Origin of the sequence: Bradyrhizobium sp. AZCC 1577 (genome assembly GCF_036924575.1) — a bacterium.
Classification (GTDB): domain Bacteria; phylum Pseudomonadota; class Alphaproteobacteria; order Rhizobiales; family Xanthobacteraceae; genus Bradyrhizobium.
In genome coordinates this window covers 4,428,691-4,444,077 of the sequence record NZ_JAZHRQ010000001.1, presented here as the reverse complement: position 1 = coordinate 4,444,077, position 15,387 = coordinate 4,428,691, and the positions used below count along the sequence as shown (strand labels likewise).

General features: G+C 62.7%; 15 protein-coding genes. All 15 read right to left on the bottom strand.

Annotation, left to right across the window (positions count from 1 at the left end):
• Nucleotides 1–6: 6 nt before the first annotated feature.
• Entirely contained in the window at nucleotides 7–864 is an 858-nt protein-coding gene (locus V1278_RS21010; protein ID WP_334362926.1) for an LpxI family protein, read from the bottom strand.
• 19 nt (nucleotides 865–883) lie between these two features.
• Nucleotides 884–1,687 carry an acyl-ACP--UDP-N-acetylglucosamine O-acyltransferase gene (gene lpxA, locus V1278_RS21005; protein ID WP_334382080.1) on the bottom strand — a complete coding sequence of 268 codons (804 nt, stop codon included), beginning with the start codon at nucleotides 1,685–1,687 and terminating at the stop codon, nucleotides 884–886.
• A gap of 159 nt (nucleotides 1,688–1,846) precedes the next feature.
• The gene (locus V1278_RS21000) at nucleotides 1,847–2,200 is read right to left on the bottom strand and encodes a hypothetical protein (RefSeq protein ID WP_334362929.1); all 354 of its coding nucleotides are present in this window, start codon (nucleotides 2,198–2,200) and stop codon (nucleotides 1,847–1,849) included.
• 257 nt (nucleotides 2,201–2,457) lie between these two features.
• On the bottom strand, nucleotides 2,458–3,090 hold the full coding sequence (locus V1278_RS20995; RefSeq protein WP_334382079.1) for a histidine phosphatase family protein: 633 nt from the start codon (nucleotides 3,088–3,090) through the stop codon (nucleotides 2,458–2,460).
• A gap of 145 nt (nucleotides 3,091–3,235) precedes the next feature.
• The gene (gene fabZ, locus V1278_RS20990; RefSeq protein ID WP_028345839.1) at nucleotides 3,236–3,694 is read right to left on the bottom strand and encodes a 3-hydroxyacyl-ACP dehydratase FabZ; all 459 of its coding nucleotides are present in this window, start codon (nucleotides 3,692–3,694) and stop codon (nucleotides 3,236–3,238) included.
• Nucleotides 3,694–4,761 (bottom strand): UDP-3-O-(3-hydroxymyristoyl)glucosamine N-acyltransferase, encoded by a 1,068-nt coding sequence (lpxD, locus tag V1278_RS20985; RefSeq protein ID WP_334382078.1) that lies wholly within the window; start codon nucleotides 4,759–4,761, stop codon nucleotides 3,694–3,696. Before lpxD ends, fabZ begins: the two co-directional genes overlap by 1 nt.
• A 127-nt stretch (nucleotides 4,762–4,888) precedes the next feature.
• Nucleotides 4,889–7,423 carry an outer membrane protein assembly factor BamA gene (gene bamA, locus V1278_RS20980; RefSeq protein ID WP_334382077.1) on the bottom strand — a complete coding sequence of 845 codons (2,535 nt, stop codon included), beginning with the start codon at nucleotides 7,421–7,423 and terminating at the stop codon, nucleotides 4,889–4,891.
• 173 nt (nucleotides 7,424–7,596) lie between these two features.
• Entirely contained in the window at nucleotides 7,597–8,772 is a 1,176-nt protein-coding gene (rseP, locus tag V1278_RS20975; protein ID WP_334382076.1) for an RIP metalloprotease RseP, read from the bottom strand.
• A gap of 43 nt (nucleotides 8,773–8,815) precedes the next feature.
• Nucleotides 8,816–10,039, bottom strand: coding sequence for a 1-deoxy-D-xylulose-5-phosphate reductoisomerase (dxr, locus tag V1278_RS20970; protein WP_334382075.1), 1,224 nt, complete (start codon nucleotides 10,037–10,039; stop codon nucleotides 8,816–8,818).
• Nucleotides 10,040–10,043: 4 nt separating this feature from the next.
• Entirely contained in the window at nucleotides 10,044–10,892 is an 849-nt protein-coding gene (locus V1278_RS20965) for a phosphatidate cytidylyltransferase (protein ID WP_334382074.1), read from the bottom strand.
• Nucleotides 10,889–11,644, bottom strand: a complete 756-nt coding sequence (locus tag V1278_RS20960) for an isoprenyl transferase (protein WP_334382073.1) — start codon at nucleotides 11,642–11,644, stop codon at nucleotides 10,889–10,891. Before V1278_RS20960 ends, V1278_RS20965 begins: the two co-directional genes overlap by 4 nt.
• A 42-nt stretch (nucleotides 11,645–11,686) precedes the next feature.
• Nucleotides 11,687–12,250, bottom strand: coding sequence for a ribosome recycling factor (gene frr / locus V1278_RS20955; protein ID WP_028345832.1), 564 nt, complete (start codon nucleotides 12,248–12,250; stop codon nucleotides 11,687–11,689).
• A 71-nt stretch (nucleotides 12,251–12,321) separates the two neighbouring features.
• Nucleotides 12,322–13,038, bottom strand: coding sequence for a UMP kinase (gene pyrH, locus V1278_RS20950; RefSeq protein ID WP_028345831.1), 717 nt, complete (start codon nucleotides 13,036–13,038; stop codon nucleotides 12,322–12,324).
• A 70-nt stretch (nucleotides 13,039–13,108) separates the two neighbouring features.
• Complete coding sequence (gene tsf, locus V1278_RS20945; RefSeq protein WP_334382072.1) at nucleotides 13,109–14,035, bottom strand: translation elongation factor Ts; 927 nt, start codon at nucleotides 14,033–14,035, stop codon at nucleotides 13,109–13,111.
• 133 nt (nucleotides 14,036–14,168) lie between these two features.
• A complete protein-coding gene (locus V1278_RS20940; RefSeq protein WP_057843031.1) occupies nucleotides 14,169–15,167 on the bottom strand; it encodes a 30S ribosomal protein S2 in 999 nt (332 codons plus the stop codon).
• Between the last annotated feature and the right edge of the window lie 220 nt (nucleotides 15,168–15,387).

The window sequence follows — 15,387 nt, the reverse complement described above, 5'->3', positions numbered from 1 at the left end:
GCGGCGTCACGCGGGCAAGCCCTGGATGAACAAGCCGGCACTATCAGCAACCTCGATCATGGCTTGCGAGTCCGCGGCAATGGTGTGGCCGGCGATCACGGCAATGCCGGCGAGCCCAGCTTTTGCCACGCCTTCGATGGTTTTTGCGCCCACGGCCGGCAGGTCGAACCGCAAATCCTGCCCGCTCTTCGGCGCCTTCACCAGCACGCCGCGGCCGGATTTGGCGCGAATGCGCCCCGCCTCGCGCAGCCTCGCCACGCGCGCCAGCAGCCCGTCGGTACCCTCGATATCCTCCACCGCGACCACGTGCCCGTCGATCACGACCACGGCCTGGCCGATGTCGAACGGACCGAGCGCGCCGAGCACTTCCCGCCCCTTGGCAATATCGGCGGTGGCGGCAGCATCCGGCATGGCACGGGCAATTTGCCCCTCTGGCATCAGCACGTCGGGGGCGACATCCCTGATACCGACCATCCGGAAACCGTCCTGTTCGAGGATGCGGCCGATCCCCGACAACAGGTGATCGTCGCCGCCGCGAAACGCCGCCCAGACGCGGCCGATCACGCGGATCGTTCCCCAGTCCAGCCTGATTTCCGACAGCGCAGGCCGCAGCAGCGTACCGATGAAGATCAGGTCGCGGCAGCCCTCACTACGGAACAGCCTTGTCGCGCGGCCGAGTTGTCCGACCGAGATCCAGTGATGGCGGAAGCGGCCGACGCGATCTGGATCGCAGGCGCCGCGCAGTGCGAACAGCACTGGCGCCAATCCCCGCGCGGCAAGCGAATCCGCCACCGCAAATGGCATTGCGCCGCCGCCTGCGATGACGCCGACGGGCGATGAAATGTCGGAAGCCGCTGAGATCATGGCTGCGGCGATCCCGTCATCAAGGCTTGTTGCCGTCGCCGGCGGGAAGGCAGAGCGGACGAAGTTTACCGTCGCCGATGAAGGCAAGGATTTCGGCGATCGCCGGATCCTCTCCAGCCATCGGCTGAACTGCATTCAGCCGCTCGGCAAAAATACCGGGTCCGTGAAACAGCTTTTGGTAGAACGAGCGCACCTTGGCCAGCCGCTCCCTGGTGAACTTGCGGCGCTTCATGCCGATGATGTTCAGCCCTTCGAGGCTGGCATACTGTCCATTGGCGAGACCGAACGGAATGATGTCGCCGCGGACGCCGCAGACGCCACCGATCATAACCTGCGGCCCGATCCGCGTGAACTGATGCACGGCAGACAGCCCGCCGATGTAGACGAAATCGCCGATCTCGCAATGACCGCCCAGCGTCGCAGACGTCGCGAAGATAACATCGCTCCCCACGACGCAATCGTGGCCGACGTGGCTGTTGTTCATGAAGTAACCGCGTGCGCCCACCCGCGTGAGGCCGCCGCCCTTCTTCGTTCCGACATTCATCGTTACGCCTTCGCGGATGGTGCACCCTTCGCCGATCTCGAGCCGGGTCGGTTCACCGCGATAGCTGAGGTCCTGCGGCGGGCCTCCCAATGCAGCAAATGGGTAAATGACACAGCCATCGGCGACGGTCGTATGCCCCGCCACGTTCACATGCGCGGTCAACTTGCAGTTCGCGCCGATGGTGACGTTCGGCCCGATGATGCAATAGGGGCCGATTGTCGTCCCCTCTCCGATCACAGCGCCATCCTCAACCCGCGCGGTTGGATCGATCGTACCCATCAAGCAGCCCAGCCCATCGATTGCGCGCGAATATCTCGCGTTTTCCGGTGGTTAGCGCGGCATTTCAATGCTGTCTAGTGACGTATGATTACGTCATGTGTCGGGCGCGCAGCGCCCGCAAGATTCCCCTCCGCTGCCGCAGGCCGAGACAAGCCGTCACTATGTCATGCTGCCGGGCAGGAAGCAGCGGATCGAAATCCCGAGCGAATCCTTGAGCGGCCACACCATGGTCCGGCCAGCGCGATTTGGTTCGGTAATCACCGCATCGTCAGGGACGTCGATCCATTGGCCCTCGAGCCGCACACGGTAATGACCGTCCTTGGATTCCCAATCGACATCGGCGACAGCAGAGCCATCAGCGTCGGAGCAACATGGCCCCTTTCCGCTCCTGAGGCTGTCGAACCACGACTTCAGCGGGGATTTGGCGTAGCGACCGTCATCGCGGGCTACGGCATGTCCGCCGAGAACAATAGCTGCGCCTAGCAGTGCAACACCGACCCAGAGAGACTTCATGCGGCCATCCGCCAACAGATTCCCCACGGTATCTATAAAGCTGCTGGGCCGGCTGAAGTTCCCTCAACACGTCACAATTAGGCTGGACCGATCACCCAAGGTTGATGCACGGTCGAACGGTGTCCTGCTGGAGTGTTTTCCAGCGAAAGCCTGCCCCGGACTTGGTCCGGGGGCGGACAGCGGTTCTCGCGTCAAGAAAACGCGGAAAAACAAGAATCTAAAGCCCGGTTCTGATTCAATCAGAACCGAAAAAGGCTCTAGCTGCCGGTCTGAGCAATCCATTCGCCAGGTTGCACGCGCGTGACCAGGACGGCCGGGCCTGAGCCACCGGTCTTGTAGACGAGCGCCTCGCCCTCGCGGATATCGCCAAATTCCTTTCCGAAGGCATCGGCGACGTTGGTCTTGTGTGTCACGACCACATTATTGACGCCGGCTTTCAGAGGCGCATTGACGAGATCGCGGACGGCGCGCCCAATTTTGGCGTTCTTGCCGTCGGGGTTCGCCATCGCCGACGCACTGCCCGCGCCGCTGTCGGTCAGGGCGTCGACGGGAGAGACGTCCTTACCGCTGAGCAGCTTGCCTGTCTCGACCGCGCGGTTTAGCTGGCTCGTGTAGACTTCGCCGATCGGTATGCCAAGTTTCGCGAGCGCGGCCCCAAGTTCGCGCGCAAGCGTGCGGCCCTTCTCGCTCAGTTGGCGCTGTGCACTCATATCGTCGAATTTGAAGGGGTAAATGTCCTTCTGGCTATCGTCAGTGGCGCCGTGTCGAAACACGATGACGTAGCCGCAACCCTTGAGAGAGGCGACAAGACCATTGAGGTCTGCCGCGTAACCTTGCGGCGGCATCAGCAGAAAAATGACCAAACACGAGATGGACGCAAACTTGTTCAAGGACGCCTCCGTTAAAAAACGTCGACCCAAGCCAGGTCTAATCCGCAAATTTCGTCAAACGACCTCGAAAATGGGTCCCACTACCAAGGATTGAACAAAGACATCAGGAAGACGTCAGGTGTGTGACGGGTAAATTCAATCCGGCTCAATCCGTCAGCATCGCGCCGACGTCGGCTTCCGCGACCACGGCACCATTTACCTTGGCGTCGCCGTGAAACCACCACATCGCCTTGCGGCGGCCGATCGAGCGCATGTGGTACTCGATGGTGTCGCCGGGCATCACCGGCTTGCGGAATTTGCACTTGTCGATGGTGAGGAAATAAACCGCGCGTGGCTTCTCGGTGCCTTCGACCGACTTGATGCCGATCACGCCGGCGGTCTGCGCCATGGCCTCGATCATCATCACGCCGGGATAGACCGGACGTTCGGGGAAATGGCCGAGAAACGGCGGCTCGTTGAAGGTAACGTTCTTGATGCCGATACCGCTGTAATCGGTCCGGATCTTGATCACCCGATCGATCAGCAGCATTGGATAACGGTGCGGGAGCGTCTTGAGGATCTCGTTGATATCCACGAGCTCAAACCTGACCGGTGCCTCCTCCATCACTCGCGCCCCTCGCCTTTCGGATCGACGGTGCCACCCTGCACCAGCCGCTCCACTGCAACAATCTCCCTGAACCACTGCTTGGTCGGTTTGGCAAAATGTCCGCCCCAGCGGCCATTGGGTGGGATATCGTCCTTGACCGCGCTCATCGCCGTCACCTGCGCGCCATCGCCGATCTTGAGGTGGTTGTTGATGCCCACCTTGGCGCCCAGCGCGACGTTGTCACCGATCGTCAGGCTGCCCGCGAGCCCGATCTGGGCCGCGAGCAGGCAGTGCCTGCCGATGGTCACATTGTGGCCGATCTGGACCTGATTGTCGATTTTGGTGCCCTCGCCGATCACGGTATCCCGCAGGCTGCCGCGGTCGATGCAGGTGCCAGCGCCGATTTCGACATCGTTCTGGATCAGGACGCGGCCGGTCTGGGGCACCTTCAGATGGCCCTCGGGGCCGAAGAAAATGAAGCCATAACCGTCCTGGCCGATGCTGCAGGCGGGGTGGATCAGCACGTTGTTGCCGATCAGGGCGAACTGGATCGCGGTGCGCGCACCTACATTGCAGTCGCGGCCGATTTTGACGTCGGCGCCGATTACCGCGCCGGCACCGATTACGGTGCCAGTGCCGATCTCGACCCGCGGGCCGATCACCGCGAGCGGATCGACGATGACGCCGTCCTCGAGATGGGCGGACGGGTCGATGATCGCCGACGGCGCGATGCCGTCATTGTCGAACCAGGATTGCGGGCGGAGCGCATCGGCGTGCCACTCGCGCGCCAGCTTCACGAAGGCGCGGAACGGCTGGGCCGCCCGCAGCACCGCCACATGGGCGGGCACCTGGGCCTCGAAACGCGGGCTGACCAGGCAAGCGCCAGCTTTGGTCGCCTTGAGCTGATCGGTGTATTTGAGATTGTCGAAGAACGCCAGATGCATCGGACCGGCTTCGTCAAGCGAAGCGAGGCCCCTGATCACGTCACCGTCCCGCGCAGGGTCGACCAATACCGCTCCTGTCAACGCGGCCAGCTCGGCCAGCGTTGAGGAAGGAGGTTGCTTGAAGAATATCGGCTGCGCCATTTCACCCGTCGCAGTCCGGCCGCTATTCACACCAGAGAGCCGGCTTCGAAGACGCGAAGCCGAACCCTCCTCCTATTCCTTGGTGTTCTCGTCACGTGGACCTTAGTCCATTTCGCTTCAAGACACCTTAGAACGATGTGCCACCGCCAAACTTGAATTCCTGCACGCGGTCAAACTGGCCCTTCGTAAGCGGAACCGCATAGTCGAAGCGGAGCGGACCGAAGGGCGAGGCCCAGATCAGGCCGACACCCACCGAGGTGCGAACCACATTGCCGTTGTCGAACTGCAATCCCGTACAAGTTCCGGCACTGGCCGGAGTGGTCGCCGTCGCCTGCGTCGGCGGGATGCAACCAGGCAGGTTGACCTCGCCCGTTGCCGCCCACGACGTCGGTCCCTTGTAGTCGAACAGTCCACCGGCGTCGGCATAGACCGAGCCCTTGAGCCCGACTTCCTTCGGCAGGAACCAGAACGGCATCTGCAATTCGAACGAAGCGCCCCAGTACTTGGTGCCGCCGAGCGCATCACGTGTACCGAACGGATTCAAATCGCGCGGACCGATACCGTTTGGCGCAAAACCGCGCACCAGGTTCGGACCCATCTGGAAGTGATCGAGCATGCGCAGTTCGCTGCCGCCGAACTGGTTGAGAATGCCGCCCTGGAGATGGATCAGGCCGACGATATCGGCGACCAGCGGGGTGTAGTACTTCGCGTCGATCGCCGACTTGATGTACTTCACGTCGCCGCCGACGCCGGCGAAGTCCTGCTTCCAGTCGATCAGCAAGCCGTCGGTCGGGTTCTTGTTGTTATCAAGCGTGTTGTAGTTCAGCGAATAGCCGACCGACGAGGTCAGCGCCTTGCCGCTCTGCAGTTCCCTGCGGATCGGCAGCGAAGCTTCGCCGTCGAAGTAACATCCGAGACCGTTTGTGGATGTCAGGTCGATGGGGGGAGTCTGACTCGCCGCAAAGGCCGGGCTTGGATTGAAGGCGAGCAACGAGTTCGCCGGGTTGTTGTTACAGTTGGCGAGCGTGCTCGGCAGCGAGATTTCCTGCTGATAGATCGAGTAGCGCAACTGAAGCGCGAGATCTTCGCGCAAGGTGAAGCCGAGCCGCGGGCTGAAGCCCAACGTCTTGGTGCCGTACGCGATGTAGCTGTTGGCGAGCTGTTCACGATAGAACAGGTCGAGGCCAAGCGCGACGCGATAGTCGAACAAATAGGGGTCGACGAACGACAGCGAACCGCCGCGCGCGTACTGACCGTAGGTCACAGCAGCCTTCGCATACAGGCCGCGGCCGAGGAAGTTGCGCTCAGAGATGCTGACTTCGGCCAGTGCGCCGTCCGTGGTCGAATAGCCGCCCGACACCGAGAAGTCGCCGGTCGATTTTTCTTCGAGGTCGACGATCAGGATCACGCGATCGGTCGACGAGCCGGGCTCGGTCAGGATCTTCACGCTCTTGAAGAAGTCGAGGTTCTTCAGCCGGCGCTCGGCGCGATCGACCAGGGCGCGGTTGTAGGCGTCGCCTTCGGACAGGTCGAACTCGCGGCGGATCACGTAGTCGCGGGTACGGGTGTTACCGCGGACGTTGATGCGCTCGATATAGGTTCGCGGGCCTTCGTCGACGGCGAACACGATCGAAACGGTGTGCTGCTCGAAATTGCGATCGCCGCGCGGACGCACCACGGCGAAGGCGTAGCCGCGCCGTGAAGCCTCGATCTGCATTTCCTCGACGGATTTCTCCAGCGCCTCGGCATTGTAAACCGAGCCGACGCTGACGCGCGAGAAGCTGCGCATCGAGGCGGCATCGAGGGTCGGGATGGAGGTCTGGAAATCGACGGAGGCAACGCGATATTGCTGCCCCTCATCGATCTTGAAGGTGACGAGGAAGCCCTTCTTCTCGGGGTCATACTCGGTCAGTGCGGCGACCACCTGCACGTCGGCGTAACCGTTCTTGAGGTAGAAGCGGCGAATCAGATCGCGGTCCGCCTCGACCCGGTCGGGATCATAGACGTCGGCGCCGCCGAGGAAGCTCAGAAGGTTCGATTCGCGCGTCTTGATAACGTCCTTGAGGCGATAGGACGAATAGGCGACGTTGCCGATGAACTCGATCGACTTGACGCCGGTTTTGCCGCCTTCGGTGATCGTGAAGATCAGGTCGACGCGGTTGTTCGGCTGCTCGATGATTTCCGGAGTGACGCGCACGTCATAGCGGCCGGAGCGCCGGTAGATTTCGGCGATGCGCTGGGCGTCCGACTGAACCATCGGACGCGAGAAAGTACCGCGCGGCTTGGACTGGATTTCAGCCGAAAGCTGTTCGTCCTTGACCTTCTTGTTGCCTTCGAAGGCGATGCGCCCGATCACGGCGTTTTCGACGACCGTCACGACCAGCCGACCGCCGACCTGGTTGATTCGCACGTCCTGGAACAGGCCGGTCTCGATCAGCGCTTTCAGGCCATCGTCGATCTGGGCCTGCCCGAGGCGGCCGCCGGGGCCCGGCTTGAAATAGGAGCGGATGGTCTCGACCTCGACACGCCGGTTCCCTTCAACGACGATCGACGCCGCGGTCTGGGCCGCAGCCGGCACAGACACCAACGCGCCCCCCATCGGCGCGGCAACCATGATCAGAGCGGCCAGCAGACCCCCCCGCACTCGCATTCCCAACATCATGCGCAACGCGCCCTCGTCATTGCACTGCCGGCTCGTACCCCTACGAACCGGCAGAATCCCAAAGTTGCATTGCTTGTAGCCAATTTCGACAGGGGGGCAAACCAGACATCGCGATGCGATTCCAATTTCATTCCAAGACGTTGCCAAAGGGCAACGTCATAAAAAAGCCGCTTCTACGACCTCCCGAACAGCCCCTTCAGCCACGGCACCTGATGGAAGTCGTTATAGAAGGCGAACACCATCAGCATCAGGACCAGAACCAGCCCGACTCGGAACCCGTATTCCTGGGATTTTTCCGACAATGGACGCCCGCGGAGCACCTCGGCCGTGTAGAACATAAGGTGACCGCCATCGAGCAAGGGCACCGGGAACAAATTCAATAGCCCGATCGAAATGGACAGCACCGCCGCCAGATGCAGCAGCGGAATGATTCCCAAGGTAGCCACCTGCCCCGAAATCTGCGCGATCCGAATCGGCCCGCCGATCTGGTCCGCGCTCGCCCGGCCGGTAAAGATGTTACCGATATAGGCGAGCGTCTGCTCGATGACGAACCAGGTTTCCTTGATTCCGAGCCAGAATGCGGTCGCCGGATCGACCTTCTCGGTGGTCACCTCGCCCGGCGAGGTCGCACGGGTAATGCCGAGAATTCCGAGCCTCTGGGTATTTCCGAACGGATCCTTCACTTCGCGCAGTTCCGGCGTGCCCTTCAATTCAAACGTGGAATCACCCCGCTTGACGGTGAAGGTCATGGTCTCGCCTGCGCGAACGCTCACGAAGCGCTGCATGTCGGAGAAGCTGCCGATCTTTTTGCCGTCGATGGCGGTGACGACGTCGCCGACCTGAAAGCCCGCCCGCTCGGCGGCGCTGCTGGCTTCGATCTTGTCGACGCGTGCCGTCGTGCTCGGCTTGCCGAAGAAAGTGAAGAGACAGGTGAAAATGACGATCGCCAGAATGAAATTCGCGATCGGACCGGCGGCCACGATGGCTGCGCGCGCGCCGACCTTCTTGTGATGGAAACTGCCCGCGCGCTCTTCCTCGCTCATGCGGGCGAGCGATTCGGCCGACGCGGGCGTCGAGGCTTCCGATTCGTCGCCGAAGAACTTCACGTAACCGCCGAGCGGGATCGCGGAGATCTTCCAGCGCGTGCCGTGACGGTCGTTGAAGCCGGCAAGTTCCGGCCCGAACCCGAGCGAGAACGTCAACACCTTCACGCCCGCCCAGCGGGCGACCAGGAAGTGGCCGAGTTCATGGAAGAACACGACGATGGTCAGAACGAACAAAAAGGGAATGATGTAGCCGATGAGCCCGTGGCCCAACGTACTGAAACTGCTTAGAAAAAACTCTGACATCAGGTTCCCCTCGACAAGAGCCGATGGCTCCGTCCCCAACCCTCTAGGATGCCTTTAAGGCAATTTGAGGCAATAGGGAGGCGGCTCGATTTCGCGCGTTATGGTCAACGGAGATCGCGTCGTCCGCCGAGCTCAAAGGCGCAAGGTTCCCGGCACGAATCCAATCGTTGATGGTGGCTTCGACGAGGCGCGCGATCGATCCGAATTTGATCTTTCCGGCGATGAACGCCGCCACCGCCACCTCATTGGCGGCGTTGAATACCGTGGTCGCGCCACGCCCTGTACGTAACGCCTCGTAGGCCAGCCGCAAGCCCGGGAACCGCTCGAAGTCCGGCGCCTCGAACGTGAGCTGGCCGATTTTTGCGAGGTCCAGCCTGGCCGACGGGCCAACGATTCGATCGGGCCATCCAAGGCAGTGCGCGATCGGGATGCGCATGTCGGGCGCGCCGAGCTGCGCAACCACAGAGCGATCGGAGAATTCGACCATGCCGTGGATGATCGACTGCGGATGCACGAGGACGTCGATCTCGTCGGCCGAGAGCGCGAACAGATAGGAGGCTTCGATGACTTCGAGGCCCTTGTTCATCATCGAGGCCGAATCAATGGTGATCTTCTGGCCCATGCTCCAGTTCGGATGCTTCAAGGCCTGCTCAAGCGTCGCCTGCTCGATGTCGGCCGGCGCCCAGGTGCGGAACGGGCCACCGGATGCGGTGATGATCACGCGCACCAATTCCTCGCGATTGCCGGAAGAGAGCGCCTGAAACAGCGCGTTGTGTTCGGAATCTGCCGGGAGGATGCAGGCGCCGGCCTTCGCCGCGCGCTGCATGAAGAAATCGCCGGCACACACCAGGCATTCCTTGTTCGCCAATGCGACGGCGGCGCCGCGGTCGACCGCAGCAAGCGCAGGCTTCAGCCCAGCCGCGCCGCTCACCGCCGCCATCACCCAGTCGGCGGGACGCGCGGCGGCTTCGATGATCGCGCTTTCGCCGGCGCCGCATTCGATATTCGTGCCTGCCAGCGCATCCTTCAGTTCGCCAAGGCGCGTGGGGTCGGCGATCGCAGCGAATCGTACGCCGAATTCCTTCGCGAGCCTGGCCAGCGCTTCGACGTTGGAATTCGCGGTCAGCGCCTCGACCTGGTAGCGGTCGCGCGCGCCGCGCAGCAGATCCATGGTGCTGTCGCCGATGGAACCGGTGGCGCCCAATACCGTGACGGTGCGCGCATCCGACCAAGCGGCCTTGTTGTTACGCAATGGAACTGCGCTCATCGTTTCACCAAACCATAAGACCGCGACCGACGCCATCGGCGCCGCCCCGCAGAAAGCCGAAAAGTGCCGCCACGACAACGGCTGCGACAAACCCATCCAGACGATCCATTAGTCCGCCATGGCCGGGGATGATGTGACTTGAGTCCTTTACGCCAAAACGGCGCTTCACGGCGGATTCGAAGAGGTCGCCGAGCTGCGAAACCACCGAAAGGGCCGCCGAAAGCGCCAGCAGCGGCCCCACTTTGCCGAGACCAAAGGCGGCAAATCCGCCTGCCACGGCCAGACTGGCGGCAAATCCGCCGACGGCGCCGGCCCAGGTCTTTTTCGGGCTGACGCGCGGCCACAGTTTTGGTCCGCCAATACCGCGGCCCGCGAAATAGCCGCCACTATCGGTCACCCACACAATCAGCAGCACGAACATCAGGGCGGCAAATCCCTTTACGGAATCCAGACGCACCAGGACCGAGGCAATTTCGGCCGCGGCCGCGTACAGAAATCCGGCCGCTGCCCAGTTTCGCCGCTCCGGCGCGATCGACACCACCGCGACAAAGCCGATGCCGAGTACGATCAGCGCGGCATCGAGCCGGCCGATCGCAAAGCAAACTCCGCCGAGCGCAAGCGCGGCCACGCCCGGGACGATTACACGCGTTGCCCCGGCGAGGCCCACGATCGCAAGCCATTCGACGAACAGGCCGACGGCCGCCAGCGTCACCAGCGCGGCCCACAGCCAGCCGCCCGCATAGGCGATGGCGACCGCAAGCGGAATCAGCACTGCGGCGGCGGCGATACGCATCACGAGATTGCGCGAATCGGGCGCGCTTGCTGCCGCCGGCGCGGGCTCGGGGTCGGTCACGATCCGGTTTTCGCAACCAGACCGCCGAAGCGGCGTTCCCGTCTGGCATATTCGGCAATGGCGCTTTCGAGCGCGGCCTTGTCGAAATCGGGCCAGTGGATCGGCACGAATACAAGTTCGCTATAGGCCGCCTGCCACATCAGGAAGTTCGACAGCCGCTGTTCGCCGCTGGTGCGGATGATCAGGTCGGGATCGGGAATGTCAGGTGCATCGAGATAGCGGCCGAGCGTATCGGCATCGATCGAGGCGGGATCGCGCTTGCCCTCCGCGACTTCACGCGCCAGCCGTTGGGCAGCGCCGGCAATTTCCTGGCGCGATCCGTAGTTGAACGCGACTACGAGATTGAGCTTGGTGTTACTTCTCGTCAGTTCCTCGGCCTCGTTCAAGAGTGTGCAGATATCGGGCTCCAGCCCCTCTCGTTCGCCGATCACGCGCACGCGCACGCCGTCGCGGTGCAGCGTCGCCAGATCGTTGCGGATGAAGCGGCGGAGCAATCCGAAGAGATCGCCGATTTCGGTCGCCGGCCGCGACCAGTTTTCGGAGCTGAACGAAAAGATCGTCAGATAGAGCACGCCGAGTTCATGGGCGGCGCGAACGACGCGGCGCAGCGCCTCGACGCCGCGGCGGTGGCCTTCGGCGCGCGGCAAGCCGCGCGCTGCCGCCCAGCGCCCATTTCCGTCCATAATGATCGCCACATGCAACGGGACGGAGCGATCCGGTCCTTCCGTGGCGGGGGCGGCGGCGTTCGGCATTATCTGAATTCCAGGGCCAGTCTCAACTCGTGAACCTTGTCATCAAACGGTGAGGATTTCCTTTTCCTTCGCCGCCAGCAACTGATCGATTTCCGCAATTGTACTATCGGTCGCCTTCTGCACGTCATGGGCCAAGCGCTCCTGATCGTCTTCGGAGATCTCGTGATTCTTCTCGAGCTTCTTGACGATATCCAGGCCGTCGCGACGGACGTGGCGAACGGCAACCTTGGCCGCCTCGGCGTATTTATGCGCGACCTTCACCAGTTCCTTGCGCCGTTCCTCGTTAAGCTCGGGGATCCGCAGGCGCAGCACCTGCCCTTCGGTCGCGGGTGAGAGGCCGAGATTGGAATCGACGATCGCCTTCTCCACGGCTTTCACCATCGACTTGTCCCACACCTGGACGGAAAGCAGCCGCGGCTCGGGCACGCTGACGGTGGCGAGCTGGTTGAGCGGCATGTGCGATCCGTAGGCCTCGACCTGCACCGGCTCCAGCATGGACGCTGCCGCGCGGCCGGTTCGCAGGCCACCGAGCTCGTGCTTGAGCGCGTGAGTGGCGCCTTGCATGCGGCGCTTCAATTCGTTGATGTCAAAACCGGGCGTGGGCATAACGCTCTCCCCTCCTTGGAAACCAGCCGCTGGCGTCTTCAAGCCGCGGTTCGAAAAGTGCAACCGGCATATCAGCCGGCAACCACCGTGCCGTGGCCGGTCCCGCGCAGGATCGCGCCGATCGAACCCGGCTCGGCGATCGAGAATACGATGATAGGCAGTGACGTCTCGCGGGCAAGCGCGAATGCAGTCGCGTCCATCACCTTGTAGTCGCCGGCGATCGCCTGCGAATGCGTCAGCCGATCAAAACGCTTGGCGGACGGGTCCTTTTTGGGGTCGGCGCTGTAAACGCCGTCGACATTGGTGGCCTTGAGCACCGCCTGAGCGCCGATTTCGGCCGCCCGCAGCACTGCCGTGGTATCGGTGGTGAAGAACGGATTGCCGGTTCCGCCACCCAGCAGCACGATACGCCCCTCGGCGAGGTATTTGTGCGCTGCACCGCGGGTGAAGACCTCGGAAATCTCAGGCATTACGAACGCCGACAGGGTCCGCGCCGGCGCCCCCTTGCGCTCGATGGCAGCCTCCAGCGCCAGGCAGTTCATCACGGTGGCTAGCATGCCCATGGTGTCACCGGTCGGGCGCGAAACGCCGCGCGAGGACACTTCCACGCCGCGAACGATGTTGCCGCCGCCGATCACGACGGCCACCTCGACGCCGAGCTTGTGGGCCGCGATCAGGTCGTCGGCGATGCGGTCAACGGTTGGCTGGTCGATGCCGAAGAAATGGCTACCTGCGAGATACTCGCCCGAGAGCTTGATCACGACGCGACGATAGACCGGCTCAGCCATGGCTTACGCTTCCCTCTCCCGCGCAGGCGACTTCCGGCGCATTTGCGCCGGAAGACTGTGACCGCAGCGGTTACTTCTTGCCGCTGGCCGCCGCGACTTCGGCTGCGAAATCGGATTCCTGCTTTTCGATTCCCTCGCCGAGAGCATAGCGCACAAATCCGGCAATCTTCACCGGCGCGCCGATCTTGCCTTCGGCTTCCTTCAGAGCTTGCGCGACCGACTTGCCCTTTTCGTCGTGGATGAACGCCTGCTCCAACAGGCAGACTTCCTTGTAATAGGTCTTCAGGCCGGACTCGACGATCTTCTCGATCACGTTTTCCGGCTTGCCCTGCTGGCGATACTTGTCGGCCAGCACGTCCTTTTCGCGCTTCACGATCTCGGGGTCGAGGCCGGACGGATCCAGCGCCTGCGGATTGGTTGCAGCCACATGCATCGCAAGCTGCCGGCCGAGATGCGCGAGTTCATCGGACTTGCCGGTGGATTCAAGCGCGACCAGCACGCCCATCTTGCCGGCGCCATCGATCACGGCGCCATGGATGTAGCTCGACACCACGCCCTTGCCGACTTCGAGGGAAGCCGCGCGGCGCAGCGTCATGTTCTCGCCGATGGTGGCGATCGCGTCCGAAATCGCGGTTTCGACCGTGACGCTGCCGACCTTCGCCGCCTTGATCTTCTCGACGTCGGCGCCGACGTCGAGCGCGACCTGCGCGATCATCTTGACGAGGCCCTGGAACTGCTCGTTGCGGGCGACGAAATCGGTCTCGGAATTGACTTCGACCACGACGCCCTTGGTGCCCGACGTCACCGCACCGATCAGGCCTTCCGCCGCGACGCGGCCGGCCTTCTTGGCGGCCTTCGAGAGGCCCTTCTTGCGCAGCCAATCCTGGGCGCCCTGCATGTCGCCCGAAGTTTCGGTGAGCGCTGCCTTGCAGTCCATCATGCCCGCGCCAGTCGACTCGCGCAGTTCCTTGACCATTGCCGCAGTGATCGTTGCCATCGTCGAATATCCTTCTTGCCTGTGAGCTGCGGGCGCGGCGCGCGCTTTGCGCCGTGCCGTCGTCAGCTACAGGGAATGCCGTATCTGGGGAGCAGGACCGGTGGCCGGAAGACCCGGCCACGCGGCGAACCAATTATTCCGCTTCCGCGGTCAGCGTCTTGGCCTGGGCGACCCAGGCATCGGCGCGGCTCGGAAGACCAACCTCTTCACCGATCTTGTGCGCGGTGTCGTGGTCGAGTTCGGCAAGCTGCCAGTAATGGAAGATGCCGAGGTCGTTGAGCTTCTTCTCGATCGTACCCGACACGCCGGTGAGCTTCTTGAGGTTGTCGGCAGTGCCGCGCGGACCGGCCAGTCCCTGGAAGCCGGTCGGCTGGGGCGCTGCCGGAACTTCCTCGCGGACCGGCTGAACGGCGGCGCCGATATCGATGCCGGAGTCGCCCTGCGCGCGCGAAATGCCGTCGATGGCGGCGCGGGCAATCAGGTCGCAATACAGCGAAATGGCGCGGCCGGCATCGTCATTGCCCGGCACCACGAAGGTGATGCCCTTCGGGTCGGAGTTGGTGTCGACGATCGCGGCAACGGGAATGTTGAGCCGCTGCGCTTCCTGGATCGCGATGTCTTCCTTGTTGGTGTCGATCACGAAGATCATGTCGGGAAGACCGCCCATGTCCTTGATACCGCCGAGCGAGCGGTCGAGCTTGTCGCGCTCGCGCTGCAGCGTCAGCCGCTCCTTCTTGGTGTAGGAGTTGGCCTCGCCCGACGACAGCACCTCATCGAGGTGACGCAGGCGCTTGATCGATCCTGAAATCGTCTTCCAGTTGGTCAGCGTGCCGCCGAGCCAGCGCGAATTGACGAAATACTGCGCCGAGCGCTTGGCCGCCTCGGCAACGCCGTCCTGCGCCTGGCGCTTGGTGCCGACGAACAGGATGCGGCCGCCCTTGGCAACCGTGTCGGAAACCGCCTGCAGCGCGCGATGCAGCATCGGCACGGTCTGGGCGAGATCGATGATGTGGATGTTGTTGCGGGCACCGAAAATGTAATCCGCCATCTTCGGATTCCAGCGGTGCGATTGGTGGCCAAAGTGGACGCCAGCTTCCAAGAGCTGACGCATGGAAAAATCGGGTAGCGCCATAGTAATAGTTCTCCGGTTGGTTCCTCCGGAAACGTGTGAGCAAACGAGCCTGACTGGCCCGGTTGCCACCGGACGGCCTTTGAGAGCCATGTTTCCGTGTGAGATGGCGCGCTATATAGCCGGATTCCAGCCGGAAGCAAGGAAATACGGCCGGTTTTTCGGTCTTCCAGATCAGCGATTTAGGGCCGCTCCGGCCAGACCCGGGATCTGGCCGGCTAAC

Excerpts from the sequence above, each read along its gene's own strand:
- V1278_RS21010 (WP_334362926.1), bottom strand. The coding sequence starts at position 864 with ATGATCTCAGCGGCTTCCGACATTTCATCGCCCGTCGGCGTCATCGCA.
- lpxA (WP_334382080.1), bottom strand. The coding sequence starts at position 1,687 with ATGGGTACGATCGATCCAACCGCGCGGGTTGAGGATGGCGCTGTGATC.
- V1278_RS21000 (WP_334362929.1), bottom strand. The coding sequence starts at position 2,200 with ATGAAGTCTCTCTGGGTCGGTGTTGCACTGCTAGGCGCAGCTATTGTT.
- fabZ (WP_028345839.1), bottom strand. The coding sequence starts at position 3,694 with ATGGAGGAGGCACCGGTCAGGTTTGAGCTCGTGGATATCAACGAGATC.
- lpxD (WP_334382078.1), bottom strand. The coding sequence starts at position 4,761 with ATGGCGCAGCCGATATTCTTCAAGCAACCTCCTTCCTCAACGCTGGCC.
- bamA (WP_334382077.1), bottom strand. The coding sequence starts at position 7,423 with ATGATGTTGGGAATGCGAGTGCGGGGGGGTCTGCTGGCCGCTCTGATC.
- rseP (WP_334382076.1), bottom strand. The coding sequence starts at position 8,772 with ATGTCAGAGTTTTTTCTAAGCAGTTTCAGTACGTTGGGCCACGGGCTC.
- dxr (WP_334382075.1), bottom strand. The coding sequence starts at position 10,039 with ATGAGCGCAGTTCCATTGCGTAACAACAAGGCCGCTTGGTCGGATGCG.
- V1278_RS20960 (WP_334382073.1), bottom strand. The coding sequence starts at position 11,644 with ATGCCGAACGCCGCCGCCCCCGCCACGGAAGGACCGGATCGCTCCGTC.
- frr (WP_028345832.1), bottom strand. The coding sequence starts at position 12,250 with ATGCCCACGCCCGGTTTTGACATCAACGAATTGAAGCGCCGCATGCAA.
- pyrH (WP_028345831.1), bottom strand. The coding sequence starts at position 13,038 with ATGGCTGAGCCGGTCTATCGTCGCGTCGTGATCAAGCTCTCGGGCGAG.
- tsf (WP_334382072.1), bottom strand. The coding sequence starts at position 14,035 with ATGGCAACGATCACTGCGGCAATGGTCAAGGAACTGCGCGAGTCGACT.
- V1278_RS20940 (WP_057843031.1), bottom strand. The coding sequence starts at position 15,167 with ATGGCGCTACCCGATTTTTCCATGCGTCAGCTCTTGGAAGCTGGCGTC.